The following is a 26135-nucleotide window of genomic DNA, read 5'->3' as shown; positions in this document are numbered from 1 at the left end:
AGTTTTGATAATTTTGGTCAGTGGTTGTGGCGATAGCAAGGAAACTGAAATCAAACAAGACTTTAATAAAATGTTAAGCGTATATCCGACTAAAAATCTAGAAGATTTTTACGATAAAGAAGGTTTTCGAGATGAAGAATTTGATAAAGACGATAAAGGAACTTGGATAGTTCATTCTGAAATGACTATTGAACCAAAAGGAAAGAATATGGAAACCAAAGGAATGGTTTTGTATATCAATCGTAATACTAGAACAACCAAAGGGTACTATTTTATAAGTGAAACAACAGATGACAATAAAGGTAGACCAAAAGATGATGAAAAGAAATATCCTGTAAAAATGAAACACAATAAAATTATTCCAACGAAGCCAATACCTAATGACAAACTAAAAAAAGAAATAGAAAACTTCAAATTTTTTGTACAATATGCCAACTTTAAAGATATTAATGATTATAAAAACGGAGATATTTCATACAATCCCAATGTACCTAGTTATTCCGCGAAGTATCAATTGAGTAATATTGACTATAACGTTAAACAATTAAGAAAGAGATATGACATCCCAACCAAACAAGCACCAAAACTATTATTGAAAGGTGATGGCGATTTAAAAGGATCATCCCTAGGTCATAGAGACCTAGAATTTACCTTTGTAGAAAATAAACAAGAGAATATCTTTTATACGGATAGCTTGAATTTCAAACCGAGTAAGTAGAATTAAAATTTAAATTTACTATTAATAAAGTAAATTTAAAAACAGAAAGATGTGAGCAAATGCAAAATATGAAGAAAACATATTTATACATAAGTCTAATAATTTTAATTTGTTTGGTCAGTGGATGTGGAGATAGTAAAGAAGCTGAAATTGAAAAAAGTTTTAATAAAACTTTAAGTATGTATCCTACTAAAAATCTAGAAGATTTTTACGATAAAGAGGGATACCGTGATGAAGAATTTGATAAAAATGATAAAGGGACTTGGATTATTAATTCTAAAATGATTGTTGAACCGAAAGGAAAAGATATGGAAGCAAGAGGGATGGTTTTACATATAAATAGAAATACTAGAACAACTAAAGGGGACTTTATTATAAAACGAATAACAGAAGATAATAAAGGAAGACCTGACGTTAAAGACAAAAAATATCCAGTAAAAATGGAAAACAACAAAATTACTCCAACAAAACAAATTAAAGATGAAAAATTAAAAAAGGAAATCGAAAACTTTAAATTTTTTGTACAATATGGCAACTTTAAAAACTTAAAGAATTTTAAAGATGAAAGTATATCATACAATCCTAACGTTCCAAGTTACTCAGCGCAATATCAATTAAACAATAATGATAATAATGTTAAACAACTAAGAAAAAGATATGATATACCCACGAACCAAGCGCCTAAATTATTATTGAAAGGTACAGGGGATTTAAAAGGCTCCTCTATAGGTTATAAACATATGGAATTTACTTTTGTTGAAAATAAAGAAGAAAATATTTATTTTACTGATAGCTTGAACTTCAATCCGAGTAAGGATAAGTAATGAAGAGTCTAACTATAAAATTCCAAAACTAAAGAAAGATGTGAGATGGTGCGAAATCTAAAGAAAGTAACTATATACATAAGTTTATTAGTTTTAATAATTTTGGTCAGTGGTTGTGAAGATAGTAAAGAAGCACAGATCGAAAAAAGTTTTAATAAAACGTTAAGTATGTATCCAATTAAAAACTTAGAAGATTTATATGATAAGCAAGGCTATCGAGATCAAGAATTTGATAAAAGTGATAAAGGTATGTGGATTATAAATTCTGAAATGACTATTGAGCCTAAAGGAAAGAATATGGAATCCAGAGGAATGGTTCTCTATATCAATCGGAATACTAGAACAACTAAAGGTAATTTTATTATTAGAGAAATTACAGAGGATAGGAAAGGATATTCACACAGTAAAGAGAAAAAATATCCAGTTAAAATGAAACACAATAAAATTATTCCAACGAAGCCAATACGTAATGACAAACTAAAAAAAGAAATAGAAAGCTTTAAATTTTTCTCACAATATGGAAATTTCAAAGATATTAAAGACTATAAAAATGGCGATATTTCATATAATCCCAATGTCCCCAGCTATTCAGCTAAATATCAACTCAGTAATAGTGACTATAACGTTAAACAATTAAGGAAGAGATATGACATTCCTACCAACCAAGCCCCTAAATTATTGTTAAAAGGGGATGGTGACTTAAAAGGATCATCCGTAGGTTCTAAAGATCTTGAATTCACCTTTGTAGAGAATAAAGAAGAGAATATCTTCTTTACTGACAGTGTTGAATATATGCCAAGCAAGTAAGAAAGGCTCAAAAATTATCATTCTTAATCATAAAAAATAGAACTGATGAGGTTTGTACGCTCATGAGTTCTATTTTTAGGTCAGCAACTTTATTTCCATCATCACCCTAAATGTTGCATTTGATATCCGATTCTCGGATGGGTGATGATCAGTTTCTTATCCATACCATCAATGTTTTCACTATAATTTAATTTCTTACGTAACGACGCCATGTGCACACGTAATGAAGCCATTTCGCACTTATTGACGTATCCGAACAATGATTTTAATAAAATCTGATATGTTAATACTTTCCCAACGTGACGACTTAAGATTTCCAACAATTGAAATTCATTAGGGGTCAAATGAATAGACTGTCCCATGATATAAACAGACTTGCCGTTGAAATCAATCGTCAACGGACCATTTCAAAGTTATTCTGCTCTGTATCAATCTTTCTCGAGACGCGTAGCGCAACTCTAATACGTGCTTGTAATTCATCAATATTAAAGGGCTTAGTCATATAATCATTTGCACCACAATCTAATGCTTTCACAATGGTTTCTTCTTCTGTGCGTGCACTAATGACAATAATAGGCGTATCAACGCATTCTCTAAGTTGCTGAATTAAGGATAATCCATCGATGTCAGGTAAGCCGAGATCAAGTAAAATAATATCTGGATGCTCTGTTCTGATGCGGAATTCCGCTTCTCTGCCATTTTTAGCTTTAATGACTTTATAATAATTCATTGTTAATGCAACATCGATTAAATGTAAAATCGCTTCATCATCTTCAACGACTAAAAGTGTAGATTTCATAACCTCACCCTTCCATTTCTATTTTCTCTATGTCTAAATAAAAATAAAATATACTACCCTGCGGATGATTAGGTCGGTATTCCAATTGACTGTGATGTTGTTTCAATATTAATTGTACTAAGTATAATCCTAACCCTAAACTGTCTTTTTTATTATCTTTAAAATAATCTCCTGAATAATAAGGATTAAAGATTAAACGTCGTTCTTCTTCGGGAACACCCTTGCCACAATCAACCATTTCAAATCGTACTTTCGAACGTTTTTCATGTACACGTAGCGAAATGTCTGAACGTGATTCAGCATGCTTTAAAGCATTATCGACCAAGTTAAATAATACTTGTAGAATCAATTTACTGTCGATATGGACCAACGCCAAAGTACCGTCATCTTCAATATTTACTTTTTGGTTTTGATGTCTACGCACAAGGCCTTCCTTAAATTCTTCTAATAATTCTTCTATCAAATAGGAAGTACGTTTGATTTGAATATCTGAACGCTCTAACTTAGTTAAAGATAGGATATTAGTGACGAGTGTATACAGATATTGGGCTTCCTCGTAAGAAGCGGTTAACAAATGTGCGTGTTCTTTTTTATCCAAGCCTTCGCCATGATATTTCAATACATCTAAATTTCCGATAATAGATGTTAAAGGTGTTCTAATATCATGCGAAATAGAATGTAAGAAGTTAGAACGTGTGGCCTCCCTTTCCGCTAATAGCATTGATTGTCTTGTTTGTTTCAGTAGGTCCACATTTTCCACAGCGAGCGTAATATCATTCAACATTGAATCTAAGATAGAACTGTCGTACGTATCGATGAAATCTTCATCCGTAAACTGAATTGAAATGATGCCCTTAACCGGCTTGGTACCAATTGGAATACATAGATATTTACTACCGGGGAAGGTATCGGTAAGTCTTCCCGCACGGCTTTCATTCTCAATGACCCAACTTAATGTCTCAGCATCATCAGTCCCATGGTTATTCGAGATGGTTCTATTGCCAAATGAAGAGGATTTAATCACCTTCTTAGACTCCACGAGGAAGACGGTAACATCTTGATTTAACAGTTGATGAATCTGTTCACCGGCAATTGTCAGTAACCTCATGATAGAATAAGATTCCTTAATCGACTGGTTGAATTGCAACATAATATCCGTACGATATAACTGCCGTTCCGTTAATGAATGTTGATATTTTAAATTTTTCAATATAGCACTCGTGAAAATGCTAGCAAAAATACTTGTCACAAACGTAATTGGATATTCGAAACGATACATTTCAAGCGTAAATCTTGGCACAGTAAAGAAATAGTTAAAGACAAAGACATTCAGAATCGACGCAAAGAATCCGATGAGATACGATTGCGTCCAAATAGATAGCACAATAATGCCGATAAAGAATATGAGTAAGATAATCGCACTTGATTCGTTCTTATCCATTTTATAAATCCAGATTCCAAGGAGTACACATAAAGATTGAATAATTAACATTTTGACAATATCTACAGATAACGTAAGTTGATAAGGTTGTTTATCCATCTTTTGCTTACGGTCTTGTTTGTCTGAATAGATTTTATGGATCGGAACAATCTCTAATTTGAAATGGTGCGGGGTATGATTGATTTGTTCGATAAGTGACTTTTTAAAATACTCTTTCCAACGTGGCCGTTCTGACTGCCCGAGTACTAACTTGGTAACAAAGGCTTTATCACACCAATGGATTAAGGTTTTCGCGATATCCTGTGCATACAGTACTTTGATTTCAGCACCTAGTGATTTGGCGAGCATGAGATTTTTATGGACATAGTGGTCTTGAAGTCTACTCTCAGAACGCGTTTCAAATGTGTCGATATACACCGCAGTAAATTTCGCATGTTCTTTATAAGCTGCACGTCTTGCTTCACGAATCACACGTTCGTTATAAATGCTACCACTCACTGCTACTGCAATATGAGGCGTGATATCCGTATGTTTCGTTTTATACTGTTGCTCTTTTTGACTCATGATATCCGCCACAGTTCTTAGCGTAAGTTCACGTAACTCAGTCAGATTCTCATATGTGAAAAAGTTAGAAAAAGCAGTATCTAAACGTTCCTTTTTATAAACCTTTCCAGCTTTCAACCGTTGAATCAACATATTCGGTGAAATATCCACGACTTCGTACGCATCTGCAGACATAATAAATTGATCTGGTACACGCTCTGTGACTTGGATACCTGTCATTAAAGCAATTTGGCCACTTAAACTTTCAATATGTTGAATATTAAGCGTTGTCCAAACATTAATGCCATGAGATAAAATTTCTTCAATATCCATATAACGCTTCAAATGACGTTTCTTAGAAATGTTGGTATGTGCCAATTCATCAATAAGGACGACATCAGGATGTACTTCTACAATCTGCTCAACATCTATATAGTGAAATTGATGACTGCCAAATCTTCGACTAGATGGCTCAATTTCTGGCAATTGTTTCGCAAGTGCATCTGTCTCGGGACGTTGATGGGGTTCAATATACCCAATCTTAATATCTGCCCCTTCTTTATAAAGATCAATGCCGTTCGACAACATTTCATATGTCTTACCGACCCCGGGGCTATAGCCTAAATAAATGGTGAGTTTGCCTCTTTTTTTATATGAACTTTCCATCTGCCAACACCTCTTAACTACATCTTAATTAAGATTATTATAATTATCCATTTTTATTTTAATTTTATACCTCATCTTTATATTTTCTTAATAACTTTGTTCAAATGTTAATACTTTGATTATATCGCTCTTGCTAAGATGACCATGAAAGTGAGGAGGAGCACAATGATTACATTATTAGCCTTCGTGGTCATCGGATTAATTCTATTCCTATTTTATGCATTACTTTGGAGTGAAAAATTCTAATAGCGAAAGAGGAAAGCATCATGAGTATTGTTCTATTCTTAATTACATTTATCGTTCTTGCATATTTTGTGAGTCGATATTTATATACAGTAGCGCTCACTGTTCCGACGAAGATAGATATCTTATTTCATCCTATTGAAAAGTTAATTTACAAATTGATCGGTACACAATTAGAGCATATGTCAGGTAAAACATATTTGAAACACTTTTTATGGTTTAACGGTTTAACGGGTGTATTTGCCTTCATCTTACTACTCACACAGCAATGGCTATGGTTGAACCCGAACCACAACTTAAATCAATCGGTGTCGCTAGCGTTTAATACGGTAGCGTCATTTCTAACGAATACCAATTTACAACATTATGCGGGAGAAACAGGCTTAACCTATTTCACACAAATGGGCGTGATTACATGTTTAATGTTCACCTCAGCTGCTTCAGGTTACGCAGTATGTATCGCAATGTTGAGAAGATTAACTGGCGTGACAGACGTCATTGGAAATTTCTATCAAGACATGACGCGCTTTATTGTGCGTGTCTTAATTCCATTTGCGTTTATCATTAGTTTATTTCTAATTAGCCAAGGCACACCACAAACATTGAAAGGTAACTTAGTTGTAGAAACGATGTCAGGCGTTAAACAAACTATTGCTTACGGACCGATTGCGTCACTTGAAGCAATTAAACATCTTGGAACTAATGGTGGAGGGTTCCTAGGTGCGAACTCATCTACACCTTTTGAGAATCCAACATACTGGACTAATTTCGCAGAGGCTTTAAGTATGATGCTTATTCCGGGTTCATTAGTATTCTTGTTCGGTAGAATGCTGAAAACGAAAAAACAAATTCATCCGCATGCACTGATGATATTTATTGCCATGTTCACATTATTTATTGCGTTTTTACTCGTTTGCCTACACTTTGAATTGGCAGGTAATCCCGTATTACATCATTTAGGTATCGACGGTGGCAATATGGAAGGTAAAGAAACACGCTTTGGCATTGGTCAGTCGGCACTATTTACAACAATTACGACAGCTTTCACAACAGGAACGGTCAATAATATGCACGATAGTCTAACGCCTTTAGGAGGCATGGTGCCGATGATATTAATGATGTTAAATGCAGTCTTCGGCGGTGAAGGTGTAGGCCTGATGAACATGTTGATTTATGTCATGTTAACCGTCTTTATATGCAGTTTAATGATTGGTAAGACACCAAGTTATTTAGGAATGAAGATTGAAGCTAAAGAGATGAAATGGATTGCTTTGACATTTTTAGTACATCCATTACTGATTTTAATATTTTCAGCATTGGCATTTATCATTCCGGGTGCTAAAGAGGCGATAACGAATCCACAGTTCCATGGTATATCGCAAGTGTTATATGAATTTACATCTTCATCTGCTAACAATGGTTCAGGCTTTGAAGGGTTAAAAGATAATACGATATTCTGGAATATTTCTACAGGTATCGTCATGATAATCGCACGGTATGTGCCAATCGTTTTACAATTATTGATCGTCTCAAGTCTGGTAAATAAGAAAACGTATCAACATCACACCCAAGATGTACCTATTAATAATGTATTCTTTAGCACTGTATTAATCATCTTCATCATTTTGCTCAGTGGTTTAACCTTCTTGCCAGATTTAATGCTTGGACCTATAGGAGAACAGCTATTGATGCATTCTTGATGAAAGGAGTATTTGAAAATGATGGAAACGACAAAAATATTTGAATCCAGCTTGGTTAAACAAGCATTAAAAGAAAGTATTCTAAAATTAAATCCTAAATATATGATTAAAAACCCGATTATGTTTGTTGTAGAAGTAGGTATGCTACTTTCATTGGTTTTAACATTCTTTCCCGATTTATTTATTCAAGAAAATGTATCACGCATGTATGTGTTAAGTATCTTTATCATATTATTAGCTTTAATCTTTGCAAATTTCTCAGAAGCGTTGGCAGAAGGTCGCGGGAAAGCTCAAGCCAATGCTTTACGTCAAACACAAACAGAAATGACAGCACGGCTGATTAAAGATGACGGTAGTTATGAAATCATCGATGCCAGTAAATTGAAAAAAGGCGACATCGTCCGTGTCGAAACAGGTGAACAAATTCCAAATGATGGTCAAGTCATTAAAGGATTAGCAACAGTAGATGAGTCCGCAATTACAGGTGAATCGGCACCTGTGATTAAAGAGAGTGGTGGAGATTTCAATAATGTCATTGGTGGTACATCTATCGCATCTGACTGGTTAGAAATAGAAATTACATCTGAACCCGGACAATCATTCCTTGATAAAATGATTCATCTCGTGGAAGGCGCGACAAGAAAGAAGACACCAAATGAAATTGCACTTTTCACACTTCTAATGACATTAACTATTATCTTTTTAGTCGTGATTTTAACCATGTATCCGTTAGCCAAGTTTCTACACTTTGATTTATCCATCGTGATGTTGATTGCTTTAACCGTGTGTTTGATACCTACAACCATTGGTGGTTTGCTTTCAGCTATTGGTATCGCTGGGATGGATCGTGTGACTCAGTTTAATATTTTAGCTAAAAGTGGTCGTTCAGTAGAAACATGTGGCGATGTGAATGTATTAATTTTAGATAAAACTGGAACAATTACGTATGGAAATCGTATGGCAAACGCATTTATACCTGTTGCATCATCAACATATGAAAGATTAGTCAAAGCTGCATATGAAAGTTCTGTAGAAGATGACACGCCTGAAGGTAGCAGTATTGTCGAACTCGCTAAAGGACAGAATATTGATTTACCGCATGAAACAGGTGAATATTATCCATTTACTGCTGAAACACGTATGAGTGGCGTGAAGTTTGCCAACCGTGAAGTCTATAAGGGGGCGCCTAACAGTATGGTTAAACGTGTGAAAGAAGCGGGCGGACACATACCTGAAGATTTAGACGTCCAGGTCACCGAGGTGTCTAAAAAAGGCGGCACACCGCTTGTCGTGATTGAAGATAATGAAATCTTAGGCGTGATTTATTTAAAAGATGTGATTAAAGACGGACTCGTTGAACGATTTCAAGAATTACGTGAGATGGGCATCGAAACCGTTATGTGCACAGGCGATAACGCACTTACCGCTGCAACAATAGCTAAAGAAGCGGGTGTAGATCGGTTTATAGCCGAATGTAAACCTGAAGATAAAATTAAGGTCATTAGAGAAGAACAAGCAAAAGGGCACATTGTTGCAATGACAGGTGATGGTACAAATGATGCTCCTGCTTTAGCTGAGGCCAATGTAGGGTTAGCTATGAACTCTGGTACTACGAGCGCCAAAGAGGCTGCCAATTTAATCGATTTAGATTCTAATCCTACGAAATTAATGGAGGTCGTCTTAATAGGGAAACAATTATTGATGACACGAGGATCTTTAACCACATTTAGTATTGCCAACGATATTGCGAAATACTTTGCGATATTACCAGCTATGTTCATGTCTGCTATGCCAGCAATGAATCATCTAAACATTATGCACCTTTATTCACCCGAATCTGCAGTGCTCTCAGCATTAATATTCAATGCCTTGATTATTGTGTTGTTGATTCCAATTGCGATGAAAGGTGTGCAATTTAAAGGCGCTTCAACACAAACGATATTAATGAAAAATATGCTCGTCTATGGTCTAGGTGGCATGATTGTCCCATTTATCGGTATCAAATTGATTGATTTAGTGATTCAATACGTCGTTTAAAGGAGGAGGAGAAAAATGATACAAACGATACGAAAAAGTGCTGGCCTTATGATAGTTATGTTTGTGTTATGTGGATTGTTATTTCCACTCACAGTGACAGCGATAGGCCAAATCACATTTCCCCATCAAGCGAATGGAAGTTTAATCAAACAAGACGGTAAAGTAATCGGTTCAGAATTGATTGGTCAACAATGGCATAGTTCTAAATACTTTCATGGTCGTATAAGTGCAGTGAATTATAATATGGATGCACAACAAGTTAAAGATAACGGAGGACCTGCATCAGGAGGCTCAAACCTTGCCAATTCTAATCCTCAACTTAAACAACGCGTTGAAGAGACGATTCACAAAGAGGGGGATCATCTTACTAACGATGCCGTTAGTGCTTCAGGTTCGGGATTAGATCCAGACATCACTGTGACTAACGCTAAAGCTCAAGTGAAAAGAATTGCTAAAGCACGAGGTATCGATCAAGTCACAATTGAGCGAATCATCCAACACAACAAACAAACCTCACCCATGACCGAAGACTACGTGAATGTGTTAAAAATGAATATCGAATTAGATAAAGTAAAATAGAAGTATTTTTAGGAATCCCCTTGTTCAATGAATAGCGAGGGGATTTTTGTTGTATCTCAATTTCTAGTTTAACGCTCAAATTCTTATTGTGTAATCTTAAATACTGTAGTATGATGTTAAAACGTAATAATTACGATTTATAAATATTAAGGAGAATGAAATGACTAAGAGTTATGAAGTTTGGTGGCAAAAAGAGCAAGAAACTGATGATGATATGGCTCGTGACCACCAAGAAGCATGGGAAAGAACGATACAAATGTTAGATATAACTGATATTAAGAATAAAACGATTTTAGATTTTGGGTGTAATCAAGGAGGATTTTTGCGGAAATTATACGATGCAACACCTTTTAAAGAGGGCGTTGGTATCGATTTAGCACGTCTTTCACTTGAAAAGGCTGAAGCGTATAAAGGGAATAGACCACTTACATATTTTTTAACTGATCGGCCACAAGAAACTGGTAAAACCTATGATACTGCCATCAGTACATCCGTACTTTATTTAATAGAGGATGTGCCTCAACATGCTAGAGATTTAAAAGCAGTACTGAAACCCAATGGGGTATATTATGCAACGTTTGCAGATTTAACGAACAATCCAAGTCGCCAATATATGGATGACACGATTAATCAATATGGTGCCACGCCTTCTCAAAATCATTCGCTCAAGTACATTGTTGATAGTTTTATTGAAGCGGGATTTGAAGTTGCTGTAATGAAAGAAGCTGTGCCTGATGTGATTGATTTAACGCATTACAGCGACTTTTTCTTAACACCTAATGATTATTTACGCACGCTTTATGAGGAATCATTTTTAATCAAAGCGACTTTGAAAGAAGGCATTAATGAATGAAAAAGAGACTATTAATGACATTAACTGCAAGTGCAACGTTGTTATTAGCAGGTTGTGGGCATTCATCAAAAGATGGGAAACAAGTGACGGTCTCATTACCGACAGAAGCAAAGGCAGACCAATTAGATGCACAAGGTTATGATGCTGCCATGCCAGTGTATAGTGCAGTCTACGAACCATTAGTCAAATATGATAAGCATAAAGGAGTTAAAGCGGGATTAGCCGAGAAGTGGTCTGTTGATCAATCCGGTAAAGTGTACGAATTTCATTTGAAGAAAAATATTAAATTCTCTGACGGGTCGCCACTCAATGCCAAAGCAGTGAAATTCTCAATTGATCGCGCAAAGGCGATGAACAAGAATACGACTGTTGAAACCTTACAAGAATTGGACAAAGTAGTAGTAAAAAATGACCACGTTGTTCAAATCAAATTAAAATCTCCATCTAATCAAGTTCTCAATGAATTAACGCAAGTGCGACCTTTACGTATTATGAGTCCACATTCTGTTGAAGGTAATAAAGTCACTGGCAAGTTTAAAAAAGCGATTGGCACAGGAGCGTTTGTCGTCGATCATAGTGGCAAGGAAAAAACGACATTAAAGCCTAATCAACATTTCGATCAAAATCATCCTGTCCATTATAAATTAGCATTTCAAACTATTGAAGACGGGGACTCAAGGAATTCAGCGATTCAAAGTGGCTCAGTAGACATATCCGGCGGTGCATTAGGTATGCTGTCAGAACAACAGATTCAACAAGATAAGAAGAATAAGAATTTAAAAGTGGAAGAGGCATCAAGTACTGTGAGTCATCTCATGGCTTTCAATCCTAATAACCCGGTATTAAAGAAGCGTGCGATTCGTGAAGCAATCAGTAAAAGCATTGACACTAAGCAGTTGTCTGATAAGCAAATGAAAGGCATTTTCCAGAATAGCGTGCAATACGTGAATAAAGATAATCAAGAAGACCACGTATACAATGTACAAGAAGCTAAGAAGTTACTTCAGAGTAAAGGTTATAAGAAGAATAAAGATGGTTATTTTGAGAAGGATGGAAAAACACTCAAGTTGAACTTAGCTATTCAAACAGCAGAATTTCCAAATTGGAAAGACCAAGCAGAGAAAGTACAGCGTCATTTGAAACAAGCTGGAATTCAATTGAATATTAAAACGTTAGATGCTCAAACCTATTACGATACATTATGGACTAAGCAAGATTATGACCTTATCTTTTATAGAACATACTCAGATGCTTTAATGCCATATAATTTCATGAATTCAGTCTTTAAGAATGCGGGCGGGAAACCAGGTGTTCTGGCTAATGACTCAACGTTAACGAAACAACTAGATAATTTTCCAACTCAAACATCTAAAGCTGCGCAACAACGTGCCTTTAATGATATATTCAAACACTTTAATCAACAATATTATGGTGTGCCCATTGCCTATCCAAACGAGACATTTGTGGTGAGTGATAAAGTGAAATCATTTAAATTTTCAGGTCTAACAGACGCACCTATAGACTATAAGACGTTGAAAGTTAGTGAATAATGATGCTTAAACGCACATTTAGATTACTACTTTATTTGGTAGTAAGTTCTTTCATTATTTTTGTCTTAGTTGAAAAGACCTCTGGCAATCCAGCAATTCTCTATTTACAACGACATGGTTACACATCTATTACTGAAGAAAATATTGAATTAGCTCAACATCATCTTGGACTCGGTCATCATATGTTGTTGAGATACCTCGATTGGCTGGGCCATGCACTTACCGGTAATTTAGGCTACAGTTTTAGTACACATGAACCAGTGACTTCTATGATATTGGAGTCTTTAGCACCAACGCTAACGTTAATTATGGTTTCTGCAAGTATTCTTCTGCCATTTGGATTTTTGATTGGATATTACATTGGTATACATCCACTTAGTCGGTTGTCACGTATAGTTCGAGGCATTGCTCAGGTGATGACATCCATGCCTGAATATTGGATTGCGATACTTTTAATTTATTATTTAGGTGTTCAATGGCACCTTGTACCTTTTGTAGGAAGTGATTCATGGCGACATTTTCTACTTCCAATTATTACGATTGTCATGATAGACGGGTGTCATATTCTTCTAATGACGTCACATCTTATCGAAGAAACGTTGGATAAAGATGCATACCAACTTGCTTTATTAAGACGATTTAAGTTAAAAGCACGTATGTTCATACAAATTAAAGACATATTTGCACCATTGATGACCATTTCAATTAATAGTGTTATACATTTATTTGGTAAAGCAGTGATTTTAGAAGTCATTTTCAGTATGTCTGGAATAGGTAAATTGTTAATAACTGCGATAAATCAGCGTGATTATCCAGTCATTCAAGGCATAGTTGTTATCGTCATCGTTACCATAATGATGACGAATTATATCGGGGACCTAATTATTTTGCACAATGAACCCAGACTTCAAAATCGACAAAATATCCATAGAAAGATAGGAAGAGGCGCGTAGTATGACACAGCACTTAAAACGATATTTAGCAATGACTTTAATAGGATGTGTCATGGTAAGTTTATGCATAATTGTGAATACAGCAGGGACAGATAGCACTCATGCATTACAAGCGCCTAATCTTAAACACGTATTAGGTACAGATCAACTTGGGAGAGACTTTTTTACAAGATTGCTTATTGGTAGCGGTGTGACGCTAGGTTTAACAGCTATCGTTATGGTACTAAGTATTTTAATTGGTTTAACATTAGGCCTTGTAGCTGGTATTGAAAGGAAATGGATAGATAAAGGATGTATGTTTATTGCTGATATGTTACTAGCCATTCCTTCTTTCATCATCACCTTAGTTATACTCAGTTTAATGAGTAATTCAATGATGGGCCTGATCTTTGCGCTGACCTTAGGCTGGGTTGGCCGATATTTACGTTATTTTAGAAATTTAACTCGTGATATTCAGAAAAGACCGTTTATTACTTATGCAGTATTAAGTGGAAATTCCATATTTAAAACAACGGTGACACATATAATTCCGCACTTAGTCAGTAACATATTGGCTTTAGTCACTGCCGATTTTGGGAAAATTATGTTAAGTATTTCAGGACTTGCCTTTTTAGGTCTCGGCATTCAACCACCTACACCTGAATTAGGTACAATTTTGTTTGATGGCAAAAGCTATTTCAATGGTGCCCCGTGGCTCTTTTTCTTTCCTGGCTTACTTTTAGGAGGTTATGCCTTATTATTCCAAATCATCAACAAAAAGATAATGAAATAAATCATATATTAAAAGTTGAAGAATTAAATATTTATCATATCGAACAACCTTTGATTAAATCAGTAGCTTTAGATGTAGGCCGTGGTAATTTTCACTGTATTATTGGAGAAAGTGGGAGCGGTAAATCTTTATTAACACGTACAATTCTTGGTATGGAAAAGGCGTCTTTAACATACGAAGGACATGTTGAAATTAATTTAGATAAAACAGATGCCATGTTTCAAGATGTACATAGTAATTTGTTTCAAAACATGACATTGGAGAAGCATTTTCAATATTTATATGAAGCAACACAATCCAATTTGTCACAACAACAACGCAACGCTGAAGTCGTACAGATGTTACAAATGCTTGGGTTCGACAATGGAGAGGAATTACTGAATTATTATCCGTTTGAATTAAGTGGGGGTATGGCGCAAAGAGTTGCCTTCATCATGTCATTAATAAGACAACCCGAGTGCTTAGTATTGGACGAGCCAACGAGTGTATTAGATAAGGAGAACAGCGATAAATTTATGCGTTATTTAATTGATGCTGTTAATCGCTACAATATGACCATCATTTTTGTGACACATGATTTAAACTTAGTTCGCACGTATGCCACGCATATCAGTATGATGCAACACGGTGAAATCATTGAATCTGGAAAAGCTACCACAATTTTAGAAAATCCGAAGCATGATTATACTAAAAAATTAATTTCTATTGCGCAACGGAGACGAAACGATGCTTAAAGTTAACCAATTATCTAAATATATTAATCATAAAGTAATTTTAGAAAGTATTTCTTTTAATATGACAGGGCAGTATTTATTAATTTTTGGAAAAAGCGGAAGCGGTAAATCTACATTGGCAAAAATAATTGCTGGGTTAGACTCAGATTATTCTGGATACATGTCTTTTAATGGAACAGCTAAAGAGGATTTTACAGATAAAGCATGGATGAAAGACATACAGTATGTCCCTCAATATCAACGTGATACGTTAAATGGGCGAAAGACTGTAGAATACACATTAAAAGAGCCATTAATCAATTACAAATTTGATAAAGCAAGTTATCAAGATCGAATTGCTACAGTGATTGAAAAGTGCATGTTACCTAAAGAGATTTTAAAGCAACGTATTGAAACATTAAGTGGGGGACAATTTCAAAGAGTTTGGATAGCTAAAGCACTTATCGTTGAACCTCAAGTATTGATTCTAGATGAAGCAACAACTAATTTAGATGTGATAAGTGAAGAGACGATATTAGACATGTTAAAGTCACTTAACAATACAAAGTTAATTATCATCTCACATGATTCCTATGTGTTAAATACCTTTAAAGGCGACATGTTAGAACTAGATAAAACATGATTCATGAGTATTCAAATAGGTTGGATGTAGATGAGTGTGCTGGCTTTGAAAGGTGCCCAATTATAATATCTCATTAATTTTTGAATTTGATTCCGCTTTTTACGTGTTTACTTTTTTAATTTAGTAAAATTTTCAGAGTCAATATAATGATTTAAATATTCGATTTCTTTATCTAAAGAGGTATCGATTTTATCAATTCTAATGTGTTATTTCATGATTAGAAATAATTACTGAAGTTTCCATTGGTAGTATAGGTTAAGTCATATTTTAATCAATCTATTATTGAGGAATATTTTTAAGTATGATTTTCAGTTAAACTTATGGTTATCTACAATCTTAAGTGATTAATTTTATAGCTTTTTTATAAATTTTATTTGAAAATTTTGAGCATCTTCTGAATATGTGAATGATTATTCTTGAGAGGTATATTTAAAATTTTCAGCCTTTTAAATGGCCCTTCTCTAATGATAAATTCGTAACTAAATAATCCTAATTGACGTTGTATATAGTTTTGATTTAATCGATACTCTTCAATCCTATAAGTTGGAATTATCGTGAGAGTAGTAATTAAATTAGATTTTTTATAATAAATACATCTACTATTAAAATAGTATTTACTAAAAAGACCTTCTAAAAATTTTCCTAAAATAACTAACAGTGCAAAAACTATATAAATTAATTCAAAACTTTTTAAAAATTTATCTATAACTAAATAAATTAAAGTTAAAAAAGCTGTAGGTACTAAAATTTTGTTAATTAATGTAATTTTATGTAATTTACATAATTTTATATTTATATCAAAATCAGGTAATAATTCTGAAAGTAAACTACTAATATGACGTTTGTGTATAAAGGGGACAAGTAAATTAGACTTTAAGTTATTTTCATCGTCATTTTCATCATTACTAGTGATTACTTCGATTTTCATAATACCAAAAATTTTTTGTATTAATGACCATTTTATAACTAGAGCTTGTATGCGATCTTTTGATAATATTAAATTGCTTTTGTTTACAAACCCTTTTTCAATAAATATTTCTTTCTGATTATGAGATAATTTATATTCTCCAAATCTCATATAAGTACGTATATATATGTATAAACAAGAGATTATAAAATATAGTAAGATAAATATTGAAATTAAAATTATATTGTTTTTTAATATTTCGTTATATGATTGCAAAGGCAATTTTAAATGTAAATATTTATCTAGATTTTCTAAAATAGATTGAAGAAAGAGAGTGAACATCAATATACTAATGGGTGAGATTGATGAAATCAACATGTCTTTTCTAGAGGATATATATGTGTATGATTTCTCATCTGACCATTCTAAATTTTCATCTTTATTTAATACTTTTTTAATTCTTTGAGCTTCCACCGAACTGACATAATCTAATTTTACTTTCCCATCTTTTCCTTGTTCATCTGTATAAATATAAATCATACTTCCGTTAATTAATCTATATAAGAGAGTTTTATGTTCATTAACTTCTTTAATTTTTTCAATAGATATGTAATTTGAAGAAGTATTAATAATGCCTTTTTTAATTTCAATACCTAAATGGCTAATCTTATATCTAAAACTTATCCAATAAAAAAAAGCGTTCAAAATTCGGAATACTAAAATAAAAAGAACTATTACATACGATTTTATATATGTAAAGTTTAATAAATTGAATATGGATAAAAAGAAAATATACACAAAAAAACTTTCTTTTAATATCTTATATAATTTTAGCAAAAGAAAAACTAGGGGAAGTCTATTAAAATTTTTATTGTTTAATAGTTTCATTACTATCCGAATCCTCTACTTTTGTATTATTTTGAAATTGCATAACCATTTCACATAGAATATTAGCTTTATCTTTAGATAATGCAGGGATTTTATGAACGTTTGCTAAAGTGCCAATATTCACTGTGTAAATATTTAATTTTTTAGAAATAATGTTTTGCGATTTTTTTATGTAATAAATTTTGTTTAAAGGGATTTGTTTATAGGTTTTCCTTATTGCACCGCCGTAGCTTATGTGAACACTTCTATCATCTATACCATATCTCCAACGTTTTAATTTATATTTAGGAATAATAAAAAATTCTATTAAAAACATGAACACTAAAAATAATATTAAAGAATCTGTTATCCAATTAATCCATTCAATTTTGAAAATAATATTCATACATATCCTTATAAAAATAATTATAATTAAGATTATTGAATAAGAAAAACTATCTTTTATTCTCCAATAAATCAATGCTTTTGGAGATAGTTTATTTAAAAACATTTTGATTATTAACACCACCAATATTTTTTATATTTTAAATTTTTGTAAATAACATTGTAAAACAATATATAAAATGATAGATTAATGATGGCGGTAATGAAACCGTCATCATTAATCTATTAATCAGGAGGTATTGTTTTATGAGTATTGTATGGAATATTATTAGAAGTTTTGCTGGAAAGGCTTACAGATGGGCAGCAAGCCATGTCAAAAAAATTGCGAAATGGGTTTCTCAAGGAGCGACTTATGAGCAAATTAAAGACTGGGTTTATCACGCAGTTGGTTGGAGATAAAATTCTTCAATAGGAGGGGAGGCCCCCCCTCCTATTTTTTATAAATCTTTTTTTCTCATTTTATCTAATTCGTCAGAGTGTTTTTTGGCTCTATCTTTACGAGCGTTTACCCATTCAATAATTAATATAATAACACCAGCTACAAGTAGTACTACAAATACTGTTGTGTTATTTATTTTCCCGATAGAATGAGCATAAAACATTGCTACTACATAAATAATTGGGATGATTATACCTAGGATACCCCATTTTAAACGTGAGATAAAATATTGTAATGCACAGAAAATGAATATAACAATGAATGATGTTATATCTGGCATTAGTTATCGCTCCTTTCTTGATTATACTTATTGATAATTAATTCTGCAGTTTCCAAGGAAAGACGATTATCAATTGCAAGTTTCTTTAAAAAACTAACCATTGGAACATCTTGTTTTTCAGAAACTTCGATTTTTTGAATCAAGTTATCCAATCTTATCCTAACTGTAGGATAAGATATATTATATTCTTTAGCTAACTTTTTCAAAGAGCCAGAACTAATGATAAATTTACGTATAAATTCCATATCACTATTATCAAGTTCCATTAACCAATGTGGTATATCTCTTTTCATGATTTCCCTCCCGCATTGAATAATGTTAAAGTAAAAATAAAATAAATGCAAACATTTTTTGATAATGTTTAATTTGGAGGAGGAATTTAATGTTTTCTATAGCTCGAAAAGAATTTCTTTCGTTATTTAAAAGTGTAAAATCGATTCTTATAATTTTAATAATGATATCTATATCACTAGGTATAGCAAAATTATTAAGTGTGTTTGGTGATCAGGTTAGTAGCGTTATAGGAATAAATAAAACACCATTTCAGATAGCTTTATTTTTCACTGTTATTTTAACCAGTCCCTTGTTTATTTTTACACTTTCACACAATATCATTAATGAGGAGATTAAAAATAGAACAATTCGATTCTTGGCAACAAAAACTAATAGAAATAATATTTTACTAGGTAAATTTCTAGGAGCATTACTTTTTTGGTTTGTTTGTTTGTTTATAACTACACTTTTATTAGTTTTTTATTCTCATCATTTTTACTTTTTAGAATTTATGCAATGTTTAGCTTTTGTTAGTTATTTTCTAGCTCTTGCAACATTATTATCAGTTGCTATCGATAATACAATTTTAACTAATTTTTTAGGAATAGCATTATCGTTGGTAATGACGGTATTAGGTTTTTGGTGTACAAATTCTAGTAATATATGGTTGAAACTTTATAGCTATATTACTCCTTACTTTTACTATTTTAAGGATGATAAGTTTATTCCTTTTGCAACAATTGTTTTTCCAATTGTCTTTATAATAATTAGTTTATATTTATTTAAAAAGAGGGATTTATAATGAACGCAATCGAAACTAAAAATTTAACTAAAAAATATCAAAATAAGAAAGTAGTAAATAATGTGAATTTAGCCGTAAAGGAAGGGACTATATTTGGATTTTTAGGTCATAATGGAGCAGGAAAATCCACTTTTATAAATATGGTAACTGGGTTATGTAAACCTTCAAATGGTACTTACACATTAAATGTCAAAAATAAGAATGAAATTGGAGTTTTACCAGATTATTCTGCTTTTTATAATGATATGACTGGAAAGGCTCACGTAAAGTACTTTTGCAGAATTTTAAATCTTAATATTTCTGAAAGGGAAATTGAAAATCTTTTTAAATCAATTGGATTAGAAAAAGGATTAAATTTAAAGGTCAAAAAATATTCTTTTGGCATGAAAAAGAAATTAGGAATAATTCAAGCAATAGTAAACAAACCAAAAATTCTATTTTTGGATGAACCTACATCAGGAGTCGATGCTAACTCAATTCTATCTATACATAAATTAATAAATAAAATAGCAAAAGAAGGAACTACAGTATTTATAACATCCCATAATTTGGATGAAATCCAAAAATTGTGTGATGAAATGGCTATTATGAAAGAGGGCAACATTGAAATACAAGGAGACCTAGAAAAATTAAGAGAAACTTACGAGGATAACTTATCTTTAGAAATACATCACAATGATTTAAATGATAATAAAAAAGATGTATTAGAAGAAGGATTGAGAAATTTAAATATTAATATGAAAGATATAAAAATTGATCGTAGTTGGACGAAATTAAAATTTAAGGATAAAAACATTATCCCAGATATCGTAAGATTATATGTTTCGTTAGATATTGATGTTTTCAAAGTAGATTTAGAAGAATTATCCTTGGAAGACATATTCTTAAGAAGCAGTGAAAACCACTCGAAAATATAGATATTATATTTAAGAAGGTGAAATTATCAATGTTAAAACTAATGTTTAGGCCTGATTTAGCAATAGGACCTTTTCTTTGGCTAAAAAAACATTTAAAAAAATAATTAAAGTAATCTGCTCCCCTCTTGATAAACATATTAAAATGTAATATTGAGGGGAGTTTTTGCAATTTTTAACTTTTAATGATGAAAGTTCTTAGCTATTACTATTTATTAGAAGAGTAAATATTAAAATCACTAAAAGTATAGTAAAAAATAATATCAAAAAGGAGAAGATAATTATTGATAATCTATTAATTTGTCAACCAATCGAATATGAATTTTGAAGTATAAATAAAACCCTTAAATTATATAAAATAGTGTATTTCTTAAATCTTACTAAATCAATAAATTCTTTAGGAATTAATGATAATAAGAAAAAATAATTTTGTGGTTTATATACTTGCTTTCCTCTCTTTAAAATATTTCTCCAGTTTACAAAAACTCAGAAATTTAATAATTTTATTTATACTTGGATATAAATTCAATATTTTCTTCTAGTATAAATCTTCTCATAACTTCTCAAGTCTCATTCGATCCGCATTCCTCCCTTCACTAATTGAAATTTATTATCAATTATATTGACAATATGGTCCTACTCGTATACTATAATCTTCAAATCGTAATAGTTACGATTTATTTTGTACAACTATTTTAAAGTTACTGATAGTTATAGGTGCAACTATTTGTGACAGTAGCTTTAAAAGAGAATCCACAACACAAAGGAGTGTCATATGCATTGTCAGGTGATTGAATTTTCAAAGTATAATCCGTCGGGGAATATGACTATTCTTGTTCACTCTAAACATCATCCAAATGAATACGCAACAATTGCTAATCAATTAATGGCAACGACACATGTTTGCTGTGAACAAGTTGGTTTTATAGAATCTACGAATCACAATAATTGGGAAACATATCATTTAGTGATGAGTGGGAATGAATTTTGCGGGAATGCTACGATGTCATACATTCATTATTTGCAAGAGCATCAACTGTTACAACATTCGCAATGTCAGTTGAAAGTATCAGGATATTCTCAGCTCGTACCTTGTAAGGTTCATAACCATCGATGTTACGAAGTGGGAATGCCTCAAGTACAACAAATCACACCAAGACAATTAGTCATTGCAGGACAACTATATCACGTACTTGAACTAACTTATGAATCTTACATACATTTTGTCGTTCCAACGCGAGATATTTCGGTGTCTTTTAAACAACAAGTAGAACAATTTGTGAGGACACAACGATGGAACGTTAATTATAAAACCATTGGTGTCATGTTATTTGACATGGAACAGCAGTTTTTACAACCACTCATTTATATACCTGAGGTGCAAAGTTTAATTTGGGAAAATAGCTGTGGCTCAGGGGCGGCTTCGATTGGTGTGTTTCAACAGTATCGGACAAATCAAGCGAGCAATGATTTCAAGGTGAATCAACCGGGTGGAAGCATTCTAGTTTCATCAACATTTAATGAACAAATGGGTTATTTAACATCTATTAAAGGTCAAGTTTCAACTGTCGCAACAGGACAAGCATATATAGAACAGGAGACGAAGCCATACTTATGAACTTAAAGCATGATATACAGCATCGATTACAAATATACTTAAGCCAATTTGAAACATTATATAAACAAGTGCGAAAAGATGAGCAATACATTGATGAGCTAGAAACATTGGTTGATCGATATAGTCAATTGATATTAAGCCCGATTGCGCAACATCAATTCGATTCATGGAACGATAAGAAAGCGAAAGAAAGATTAACGCAACAACTTCAAGATATTACTGCACAGTGCGTCAAACAAGTAGAAGTGATACGTGCTAAGCGATTGTTAGACGGAAGGGCGTCTACCTCTGGTTATTTCGATAATATTGAGCATTGTATTAACGAGGAATTTGGGCAATGTCGTATTAAGAAAGAAGATAAATTATTGCTTATAGGTTCAGGCGCTTATCCAATGACGCTCATCCAAGTAGCTAAAGAAACAGGAGCGTCAGTGATTGGAATCGATATCGATCCTCAAGCTTTAGATTTAGGACAACGTATCGTGAAGGTGCTTGCGCCAAATGAAGATATTGAAATCACGCATCAAACGGTCGATCAATTGGAAGATACACATGATATTACGCACATTATTTTCAGCTCAACCATTCCGATTAAATATGACATCTTAGACCAATTATATGAATTGACGAATGACAATGTTGTAGTCGCCATGCGTTATGGAAATGGAATCAAATCATTATTTAATTATCCATCTCAGAAAACGGATGACAAACATTGGTATTGTGTCTCTCAACAAACAAGACCTGATCAAATATTTGATATTGCCCTCTATCGCAAAGCTTCTGTTAAAGAGGGGGCTGCAAATGTCTAATACATTAATTGTAGGGAGTGGCCCTGTAGCCATTCAACTTGCACAAATATGCCATAAAGTGACGGATGGCAACATTGATATTGTGAGTCGCGCAAAGACGTCTATTAAGTCGCAACGCGTGTATGATGCGTATCAAAGCGATGGATATTTCCAAGTTTCCACTCAAAATGACGTGCATCATCAACTTTCAGGGCAATTTAAAGTTCATCAATTTTTTAAAGATATTAAAGATGTGGATCAAGAATACAATACGTTAATCATGGCGTGTACCGCAGATGCGTATCGTCCAATACTTGAACAACTCGCAACGTCTACATTACAAAGGGTGAAACACATCATCTTGGTCTCTCCAACTTTGGGATCGCACATGTTGATTGAACAAATCATATTAGAAGTGAACCCAGACGTAGAGGTGATTTCATTTTCAACATATTTAGGAGATACACGAATAATAGATGCGGAACAACCGCATAAGGTGCTTACGACAGGAGTCAAATCCAAATTGTATGTAGGTTCTAACCACGCACACTCTAATTTGATTGAGCGCATTAAAACGTGCTTTGAACAATTAAAAATTCAACTCACAGTAATGGACACACCATTACAAGCTGAGATACATAATAGCTCACTCTATGTGCACCCCGCACTGTTTATGAATGACTTTTCATTACATGCAATATTTGAAGGCGCCTCAGTACCTGTATATGTTTATAAACTATTTCCTGAAGGACCAATTACGATGACATTAATCCGTGAAATGCGTCAAATGTGGCAGGAAATGATGATCATTTTAGACAAATTAAGTGTGCCGTCAGTCAATCTTTTGAAATTTATGGTGAAGGAAAATTATCCAGTGCGAGCGGAAACAATGAGTGAATGGGAGATTGACCATTTTGAACAGTTACCCTCTATACATCAAGAATATCTATTATACGTTCGCTATACCGCCATTTTAATTGATCCATTTTCGCAACCTGATGAAAAGGGGAACTATTTTGATTTTTCAGCGGTTCCATATAAACAAATTGAGGTTGATGAACGAGATACGATGCATATTCCAAGAATGCCAAGTGAAGACAGCTACCGAACATCAATCATTCAGGCAATCGGAAGGTCGCTTGGTGTTCAAACACCAATGATTGATCAATTCTTAGCTCGATATCGTGCATATTGCGAAAGTTATCAAACACAACATCCACATCAACGTGTATCGACACAATTTGATCCACATGCGTATGACAAAGATATTGCCTTAGTGAATCAATTTTTAAAGGAAAAGCATTCTTAAATATAAAGTCATACGCCTTATTGATACTACAAAGACACACGATACGTCATACGTAAACATCTTCAACATAGAAAGAGGAAATGATATGAACAAAATAACAAGAATGAGTACAGTTTTACTGATATCAGGGTTGATATTAACAGGTTGTGGTGGCAATAAAGAACTAGAAGAAAAGAAAGAACATAAGACGTTGTCATATACCACAGTGAAAGATATTGGCGATATGAATCCACATGTCTATGGTGGTTCAATGTCAGCAGAGAGTATGATTTATGAACCACTCGTAAGAAATACAAAGGAAGGTATCAAACCACTACTAGCTAAGAAATGGGATATTTCGGATGATGGACAAACGTATACATTCCATTTAAGAAATGATGTGACGTTTCATGATGGTACAAAATTTGATGCCGAAGCAGTAAAGAAAAATATAGATGCTGTTCAACAAAATAAGAAGTTACATTCATGGCTGAAGATATCAACGCTCATCGACAACGTTAAAGTGAAAGACAAATATACGGTGCAACTTCATTTGAAGGAAGCGTATCAACCAGCATTAGCAGAACTTGCGATGCCTCGTCCATATGTCTTTGTATCTCCTAAAGATTTTAAACATGGAACCACGAAAGACGGTGTGAAATCATTCGATGGTACAGGACCATTTAAAATGGGACAGCACAAAAAGGATGAGTACGCAGAATTTAATAAAAACAAAGAATATTGGGGCGAAAAATCTAAATTAAATAAAGTCGAAGCAAAAGTTAAGCCTGCCGGGGAGACTGCCTTCTTATCAATGAAGAAAGGTGAAACGAACTTTACGTTCACTGATGATAGAGGAACAGACAGTTTAGACAAAGACGGCTTAAATCAATTGAAAGAAACAGGACAATACCAAGTTAAACGAAGTCAGCCGATGAACACGAAAATGATTGTGGCCAATTCAGGTAAAAAGGACAGTGCTGTAAGTGATAAAACAGTACGTCAAGCATTAGGCCATATGGTAAATCGAAATAAAATTTCTAAAGACATCTTGGACGGTCAGGAAAAGCCAGCAACGCAATTATTCGCGAAAAATGTGACAGACATTAACTTCAATATGCCAACACGCGAATATGATACGAAAAAAGCTGAGAAGCTACTGGAACAAGCGGATTGGAAATTGTCTAAAGATAACAATATACGACAAAAGGATGGAAAAGCACTCACGCTCTCAATGTATTACGATAAAGGTTCTTCTGAACAAAAAGAGCAGGCAGAATTTTTACAAGCTGAATTTAAAAAGTTAGGCATCAAGTTAAACATTAATGGAGAAACATCTGATAAAGTCGCAGAAAGACGAACATCAGGAGATTACGATTTAATGTTTAATCAAACGTGGGGATTACTCTATGATCCGCAAAGTACACTTGCAGCATTTAAAACTAAAACAGGTTATGAAAGTGCGACATCAGGCATTAAGAATAAAGCAGATTTATATAAAGATATCGATGAAGCTTTCAAAATACAAAATGCTAAAGAACGTTCTAAAGCGTACCAAAAAATCTTAAAACGTATCGATGATGAGGGCGTCTTTATTCCTGTTTCTTATGGCAGAATGACGGTGGTTGCGCCAAAAGATTTAGATCATGTGTCATTTACTCAGTCGCAATACGAACTCCCATTTAATGAGATGCAGTATAAATAAGGGAG

The 26135-nt window shown here is 33.3% G+C and carries 25 protein-coding genes and 1 pseudogene; 20 read left to right on the top strand and 6 right to left on the bottom strand.

Translation table 11 applies throughout. The features are described from left to right. From HMPREF3264_RS05265 to HMPREF3264_RS05255, 3 genes are all read left to right on the top strand, one after another. A partial coding sequence (locus HMPREF3264_RS05265; RefSeq protein ID WP_083327791.1) for a tandem-type lipoprotein occupies positions 1-718 on the top strand: 718 nt, incomplete at its 5' end. A gap of 59 nt (positions 719-777) precedes the next feature. After that, positions 778-1542 (top strand): tandem-type lipoprotein, encoded by a 765-nt coding sequence (locus tag HMPREF3264_RS05260; RefSeq protein ID WP_070872264.1) that lies wholly within the window; start codon positions 778-780, stop codon positions 1540-1542. Between the two features lie 45 nt (positions 1543-1587). Beyond that, positions 1588-2349: a tandem-type lipoprotein gene (locus HMPREF3264_RS05255; protein ID WP_176746818.1), complete on the top strand. Its 762-nt coding sequence runs from the start codon at positions 1588-1590 to the stop codon at positions 2347-2349. Between the two features lie 101 nt (positions 2350-2450). On the opposite strand, the pseudogene HMPREF3264_RS05250 reads toward HMPREF3264_RS05255, so the two are convergent. Together HMPREF3264_RS05250 and HMPREF3264_RS05245 are read right to left on the bottom strand one after the other, a co-directional pair. Then, positions 2451-3148, bottom strand: a pseudogene (locus tag HMPREF3264_RS05250) (response regulator transcription factor). Positions 3149-3152: 4 nt separating this feature from the next. After that, the gene (locus tag HMPREF3264_RS05245) at positions 3153-5798 is read right to left on the bottom strand and encodes a sensor histidine kinase (protein ID WP_070872261.1); all 2646 of its coding nucleotides are present in this window, start codon (positions 5796-5798) and stop codon (positions 3153-3155) included. Positions 5799-5963: 165 nt separating this feature from the next. Between HMPREF3264_RS05245 and HMPREF3264_RS13120 the strand changes: the two genes are divergently transcribed. The 10 genes from HMPREF3264_RS13120 (at position 5964) to HMPREF3264_RS05195 (ending at position 15841) form a co-directional block, all read left to right on the top strand. Further along, a complete protein-coding gene (locus tag HMPREF3264_RS13120; protein ID WP_037541769.1) occupies positions 5964-6044 on the top strand; it encodes a potassium-transporting ATPase subunit F in 81 nt (26 codons plus the stop codon). A 20-nt stretch (positions 6045-6064) separates the two neighbouring features. Next, positions 6065-7741, top strand: a complete 1677-nt coding sequence (kdpA, locus tag HMPREF3264_RS05235; RefSeq protein ID WP_070872259.1) for a potassium-transporting ATPase subunit KdpA — start codon at positions 6065-6067, stop codon at positions 7739-7741. An 18-nt stretch (positions 7742-7759) separates the two neighbouring features. Then, positions 7760-9778: a K(+)-transporting ATPase subunit B gene (locus tag HMPREF3264_RS05230; protein WP_070872257.1), complete on the top strand. Its 2019-nt coding sequence runs from the start codon at positions 7760-7762 to the stop codon at positions 9776-9778. An 18-nt stretch (positions 9779-9796) separates the two neighbouring features. Further along, positions 9797-10357, top strand: coding sequence for a potassium-transporting ATPase subunit KdpC (gene kdpC / locus HMPREF3264_RS05225; protein WP_070872313.1), 561 nt, complete (start codon positions 9797-9799; stop codon positions 10355-10357). A 160-nt stretch (positions 10358-10517) separates the two neighbouring features. After that, entirely contained in the window at positions 10518-11210 is a 693-nt protein-coding gene (locus tag HMPREF3264_RS05220) for a class I SAM-dependent methyltransferase (protein ID WP_070872255.1), read from the top strand. Next, positions 11207-12760: an ABC transporter substrate-binding protein gene (locus HMPREF3264_RS05215; RefSeq protein ID WP_070872253.1), complete on the top strand. Its 1554-nt coding sequence runs from the start codon at positions 11207-11209 to the stop codon at positions 12758-12760. Before HMPREF3264_RS05220 ends, HMPREF3264_RS05215 begins: the two co-directional genes overlap by 4 nt. Positions 12761-12762: 2 nt before the next feature. Next, positions 12763-13713, top strand: coding sequence for an ABC transporter permease (locus HMPREF3264_RS05210; protein ID WP_070872252.1), 951 nt, complete (start codon positions 12763-12765; stop codon positions 13711-13713). Between the two features lies 1 nt (position 13714). Continuing rightward, on the top strand, positions 13715-14485 hold the full coding sequence (locus tag HMPREF3264_RS05205) for an ABC transporter permease (RefSeq protein ID WP_070872251.1): 771 nt from the start codon (positions 13715-13717) through the stop codon (positions 14483-14485). Beyond that, complete coding sequence (locus HMPREF3264_RS05200) at positions 14452-15219, top strand: ATP-binding cassette domain-containing protein (protein ID WP_070872311.1); 768 nt, start codon at positions 14452-14454, stop codon at positions 15217-15219. Before HMPREF3264_RS05205 ends, HMPREF3264_RS05200 begins: the two co-directional genes overlap by 34 nt. After that, on the top strand, positions 15212-15841 hold the full coding sequence (locus HMPREF3264_RS05195; protein ID WP_070872250.1) for an ABC transporter ATP-binding protein: 630 nt from the start codon (positions 15212-15214) through the stop codon (positions 15839-15841). The genes HMPREF3264_RS05200 and HMPREF3264_RS05195 overlap by 8 nt, the downstream gene beginning before the upstream one ends. Positions 15842-16211: 370 nt before the next feature. On the opposite strand, the gene HMPREF3264_RS05190 is transcribed toward HMPREF3264_RS05195, so the two are convergent. Both HMPREF3264_RS05190 and HMPREF3264_RS05185 read right to left on the bottom strand, forming a co-directional pair. Continuing rightward, a complete protein-coding gene (locus HMPREF3264_RS05190; protein WP_070872248.1) occupies positions 16212-17636 on the bottom strand; it encodes a PH domain-containing protein in 1425 nt (474 codons plus the stop codon). Then, complete coding sequence (locus HMPREF3264_RS05185) at positions 17617-18126, bottom strand: PH domain-containing protein (protein WP_070872246.1); 510 nt, start codon at positions 18124-18126, stop codon at positions 17617-17619. The genes HMPREF3264_RS05190 and HMPREF3264_RS05185 overlap by 20 nt, the downstream gene beginning before the upstream one ends. A 140-nt stretch (positions 18127-18266) precedes the next feature. On the opposite strand from HMPREF3264_RS05185, the gene HMPREF3264_RS12765 reads away from it, so the two are divergent. After that, a complete protein-coding gene (locus HMPREF3264_RS12765) occupies positions 18267-18419 on the top strand; it encodes an aureocin A53 family class IId bacteriocin (RefSeq protein ID WP_176746817.1) in 153 nt (50 codons plus the stop codon). A gap of 38 nt (positions 18420-18457) precedes the next feature. Here HMPREF3264_RS12765 and HMPREF3264_RS05180 read toward each other — a convergent pair whose 3' ends face one another. Then, positions 18458-18739: a hypothetical protein gene (locus HMPREF3264_RS05180; RefSeq protein WP_070872244.1), complete on the bottom strand. Its 282-nt coding sequence runs from the start codon at positions 18737-18739 to the stop codon at positions 18458-18460. After that, a complete protein-coding gene (locus HMPREF3264_RS05175; protein ID WP_070872309.1) occupies positions 18739-19035 on the bottom strand; it encodes a DUF2089 family protein in 297 nt (98 codons plus the stop codon). Before HMPREF3264_RS05175 ends, HMPREF3264_RS05180 begins: the two co-directional genes overlap by 1 nt. Positions 19036-19121: 86 nt before the next feature. Between HMPREF3264_RS05175 and HMPREF3264_RS05170 the strand changes: the two genes are divergently transcribed. From HMPREF3264_RS05170 to nikA, 6 genes are all read left to right on the top strand, one after another. Beyond that, a complete protein-coding gene (locus HMPREF3264_RS05170; protein WP_070872242.1) occupies positions 19122-19814 on the top strand; it encodes an ABC transporter permease subunit in 693 nt (230 codons plus the stop codon). Further along, complete coding sequence (locus HMPREF3264_RS05165) at positions 19814-20731, top strand: ABC transporter ATP-binding protein (RefSeq protein ID WP_070872240.1); 918 nt, start codon at positions 19814-19816, stop codon at positions 20729-20731. The genes HMPREF3264_RS05170 and HMPREF3264_RS05165 overlap by 1 nt, the downstream gene beginning before the upstream one ends. A 772-nt stretch (positions 20732-21503) precedes the next feature. Continuing rightward, positions 21504-22346, top strand: a complete 843-nt coding sequence (cntK, locus tag HMPREF3264_RS05160; protein WP_070872238.1) for a histidine racemase CntK — start codon at positions 21504-21506, stop codon at positions 22344-22346. Then, positions 22343-23158 (top strand): staphylopine biosynthesis enzyme CntL, encoded by an 816-nt coding sequence (gene cntL, locus HMPREF3264_RS05155; RefSeq protein WP_070872236.1) that lies wholly within the window; start codon positions 22343-22345, stop codon positions 23156-23158. The genes cntK and cntL overlap by 4 nt, the downstream gene beginning before the upstream one ends. Beyond that, entirely contained in the window at positions 23151-24446 is a 1296-nt protein-coding gene (gene cntM, locus HMPREF3264_RS05150; RefSeq protein ID WP_070872234.1) for a staphylopine biosynthesis dehydrogenase, read from the top strand. The genes cntL and cntM overlap by 8 nt, the downstream gene beginning before the upstream one ends. Before the next feature lie 85 nt (positions 24447-24531). Next, positions 24532-26130, top strand: coding sequence for a staphylopine-dependent metal ABC transporter substrate-binding lipoprotein (gene nikA / locus HMPREF3264_RS05145; RefSeq protein ID WP_070872232.1), 1599 nt, complete (start codon positions 24532-24534; stop codon positions 26128-26130). Positions 26131-26135 lie beyond the last annotated feature (5 nt).

Source organism: Staphylococcus sp. HMSC62A08 (assembly GCF_001839105.1).
GTDB classification, from domain to species: Bacteria; Bacillota; Bacilli; order Staphylococcales; family Staphylococcaceae; genus Staphylococcus; species Staphylococcus caprae.
The sequence above is the reverse complement of the archived record's forward strand: the minus strand, read 5'-3'. Positions and strand labels throughout refer to the sequence as shown.